This window comes from Pseudooceanicola sediminis (assembly GCF_003575965.1).
Taxonomy (GTDB): domain Bacteria; phylum Pseudomonadota; class Alphaproteobacteria; order Rhodobacterales; family Rhodobacteraceae; genus Pseudooceanicola; species Pseudooceanicola sediminis.
Window position 1 is genome coordinate 1 of record NZ_QWJJ01000035.1, and the last position, 3,504, is coordinate 3,504.

Genomic DNA, 3,504 nt, shown 5'->3' on the forward strand with positions numbered 1-3,504 from the left:
CAGCTCCAGCACCCTGCGCACCCTGGCCCACAGGGCGCGACGCGGCCCGAAACGCCCTGCGGCGGCCCCGTCGCGGCGGGACCCCCGGCCCGGCGCGGTTCTTGAAACCCACCCCCCGGCGCGTCGGCGCAGGGCGGCGACAGGCCGGGCCAGCCCCGCGCAGAAGGGTATCTTGCCTGACAATGCCGAGAGCTGGCCCAAGATCAGCGTACCTTTCGTGACGGCTCCGGGATCGATTGCGCCGTCCGGCCATCCAGGCCGGTTGCATGATCCCTGGCCCGGGCGAGGGTGTCGCGCAATTCGGCCTCCATCTTTTGCAGGTCGGCTTCGGCGGCGGCGCGTCGTGCCTTGCCCTGATCCGCGATGCTCAGGCTGTCGCGGATTGCGGCGATCAGATCGTCGTTCGCCTGTTTGACGGCCTCGATGTCGAACACGCCGCGTTCGTTTTCCTGCCGGATCGCGCGGTTGGTCTGGCGCAGCTGGGCAGCGTTGCCCCGCAGCAGATCATTGGTCAGGTCGTTGGCGGCCCGCACCGCGCCTGCGGCCTCGGCGCTGCGCCGAAGCGTGATGGTCTGCGCCAGCTGGCTTTCCCACAGCGGCACGGTATTGACCAGGGTCGAGTTGATGCGCGTCACCAGCGTCTTGTCGTTTTCCTGCACCAGCCGGATCGAGGGCAGCGATTGCATCGTCACCTGTCTTGTCAGTTTCAGATCATGCACCCGGCGCTCCAGGTCATCGCGCGCGCCGCGCAGGTCGCGCAGCGCCTGCGCCGCCTGCATCTGCGCGCCCTCGCCACGGTCGGCGGCGTCCTGCATCGCGCGTTCCAGCGCCGGGATCTCCTGCGTGTCCAGCTGCCTCAGACGTCGGGTGCCGGCGGCGATATACAGCCCCAGTTCGTCGTAGAATCCCAGCGTCTTTTCATACAGCAGGTCCAGTGCCTTGATATCCTTGAGCAGGCGATGTTCGTGGCCCAGCAGGTCATCGGTGATGCGGTCGATCTGGCTCTGGAGCCCTTCGAACCGGGCGGTAAAGCGCGCCAGCGGCGCGGCGCTCCCGGTGACGCGTTCCCACAGGGTGCGGTCGCGGCGCACGTCCAGTTCGCTGACGGCGAAACCGCGCAGGGTGCTGACGATCTCGCGCAGGCTGTCCCCGGCGGGGCCGGCATCCTTGTTGCGCACATCCGACAGCATCGCCTGGCTGATCTGCTGCAACTCGCCCTGCGCGGCGGCGCCGAAACCGACGATGGACTGGGTGCTGCTCATGTCGATCTGCGCCATGCGCGCACGAATCTCGCGGCTCAGCGGGGTGTCGTCGTCCAGATCGGCCTCGTCGTGATCACTGCCATCAAGCCGGGCGTCATCGTCCAGCGCCGGTTCGGGCGAGGGTTCGGGCAATTCCAGCGCCGTCACCTCTTCGACCAGCTTCTGCGATTGTCTTGCCTTGGTACGCACATCCTTGGACATGTCAGCTCACTCCGTTCCTGCGGGATGGGGCGGCGCGACGCCGTCGCGTTGCAAACGCTCGCGCAGCACTTCGATTTCGATGCTCATATCCGTGGCGTCATCCTGTAACATCTTTTGCGTGCGGGCCGTAAAATTCTGCTCGAGGTCGTCCAGCAGCGCCTCGTAATCGCGCCGTGCATCGGCATCGGAATGACGGGCGTAATGGGCGGCGAACTTGGCCGAGGCATCTTCGGCACCCTGCAGATAGACCCCCAGATAGCGGCGCGCCTGCGGCAGATCGCGCGGGTCGTCCTCGACCTCCGCGATCATGGCGCGCGCGCTTTCCTCGAATCGCGCAACGCGGGTGTTCAGCGCCCGGTCATGCAGCGCGGCGATGGCGTGCCGGACACCGGCCAGGTGCTCTTCGGCGCGCTCCACCACCTTTGCCACCCGGTCGTGCTGATGCGCATCCATCCCCTCGCCCAGCCGGTCGCGCAGCGGATCGAGGCCAAAGGCCACCGCGTGCAGCGCCCCCGCGACCAGACCATAGATCACCGCGCCGGCGGGCTGTTGACCATGCGCCAGTGCCCCGAAGGCGGTGCCGAACGCGATCATCGCGCTGCCCAGCATCTTGCGTGGCAGGGCGGGGCGGCGGGCGGTTTTGCGGGCGACAAACGCCTGCTCGGCCGTCAGCCCCTCGCGCGTCAACTGCGCGGCCCCCCACCAGAGCGCGGCGCCCCCCAGCCCGAGGGCCAGATCGAGCGGGCTGGAAAACAACGAAGTCACCGCCAGCAGGACCGGCGGCAGGTACAGCACGTTGACGCGCGCGCCCCCGGGGGCCACCCTGGCACCCGGCGTCCGCGGCCCGCGCCGCCGTCCCATGGCCTTGCCCATCCCCGTAGCCTTGCCCGACGACGTGGGCGCGCCTTGCCGATCCGTCATGCCCGCAGTCTCCTTCGTGCGCCGCTCATGTGCTCATCAGCCCCGACGCCACGCCGAACATCACGGCAATCAGCAAGCCATAGGCGATTTTCTGCACCGGCGTGCTGCGCAGCCGAGCGGGCAGGCTGTCTTCACCCACACGCTGACGGCGATCCGCCGCGCCCCCGATCGCCGTCGCCAGCGCCGAGGCCACGGCCACGACGCCGCCCAGAATAAACAGAACAAGGATCACACGTGCCATATCGGACCTCCGGCTGCCTCAGGATCACTTAAGAAGCCGGGTGGCGCTTTCCTAGTGGTGCCCGACGCGAAGGGGGCAAAGCCGCATGGCACGGGGGCTGGTGGGTCCAGGCCCCGTGCGGGTCATGCGCCCCGCTTGTGACAACACTAGGGCAGGCCGGATCACTGGCAAGGCGGTGGGGCCGCAGGCACCACGGCCACACTGGCGTGTAGAGGGCAGGGCGCACGCGCGCCGCCCTTCTCTTGGGGGGGGCTCCGCTGGTCCCGGGGTGCCCCGGCTCTGCCCCGGCAGATTGTCCAGGGCCGTTCCCCGGTTCCCTGTGCGCGGCAGGCGCGATATCCTGCCCAGCACCGCCCGAAGACAGCCATGCGCCCCGGGAAAAAGGCCAAGGTGAAACCCTCAGACGCCGTGACGCCGACCAATCCCGACCGCTCTCGCGCGGCCATCTGGTCCCGCCTGATCAGCGCAGACCCAACCTATTCGTCTTAACCTCGCCCACGCGGCGGCTTGCCGCCCGTCGGCCCCTTCGGCCCGCCCGGACCCCGGCCACCCGGCTTGCCAGATCCCGTTTTGCCAGAGCCCGGTTTTCCACCGGCACCCGGTTTCCCGCCGCTGCCAGATCGGCCCCCGGCACCGCTCGGCTTGCTGAACCCGGGATTTGCCGCCGTCGGACGCGCCCCGCCCGCAGGCACCGACGCCCCAAAGCGCCGACCGCCCGGCGTCCGACCCTCTGCGCCGCCGCCATGGCCCTTGCCCGCACCAAAGCCCCGCCCGCCGCCGTCGCCTGCGCCAGACTTGCCGCCAGACCCCGATTTCGCACCCGGCTTGCCCGGCGACCGCGCACCGGGCTTGCCCGGCGACCGCGCACCTGGCTTGCCC

At 69.5% G+C, this 3,504-nt stretch carries 3 protein-coding genes; all 3 read right to left on the reverse strand.

Annotation, left to right across the window (positions count from 1 at the left end; all coding sequences use genetic code 11):
* Nucleotides 1-203 precede the first annotated feature (203 nt).
* From DL237_RS20285 to DL237_RS20295, 3 genes are read right to left on the reverse strand one after another with little or no spacing between them, the layout of a single operon-like run.
* Nucleotides 204-1,463: a toxic anion resistance protein gene (locus DL237_RS20285; protein ID WP_119400791.1), complete on the reverse strand. Its 1,260-nt coding sequence runs from the start codon at nt 1,461-1,463 to the stop codon at nt 204-206.
* A 6-nt stretch (nt 1,464-1,469) separates the two neighbouring features.
* Nucleotides 1,470-2,384, reverse strand: coding sequence for a 5-bromo-4-chloroindolyl phosphate hydrolysis family protein (locus DL237_RS20290; protein ID WP_233545091.1), 915 nt, complete (start codon nt 2,382-2,384; stop codon nt 1,470-1,472).
* A gap of 25 nt (nt 2,385-2,409) precedes the next feature.
* On the reverse strand, nt 2,410-2,625 hold the full coding sequence (locus DL237_RS20295) for a hypothetical protein (protein ID WP_119400792.1): 216 nt from the start codon (nt 2,623-2,625) through the stop codon (nt 2,410-2,412).
* Nucleotides 2,626-3,504: the final 879 nt, after the last annotated feature.

Bases quoted from the DNA above. Each gene is read 5' to 3' on its own strand.
- DL237_RS20290 (WP_233545091.1), bottom strand. From the start codon at position 2,384: ATGACGGATCGGCAAGGCGCGCCCACGTCGTCGGGCAAGGCTACGGGG.
- DL237_RS20285 (WP_119400791.1), bottom strand. From the start codon at position 1,463: ATGTCCAAGGATGTGCGTACCAAGGCAAGACAATCGCAGAAGCTGGTC.
- DL237_RS20295 (WP_119400792.1), bottom strand. From the start codon at position 2,625: ATGGCACGTGTGATCCTTGTTCTGTTTATTCTGGGCGGCGTCGTGGCC.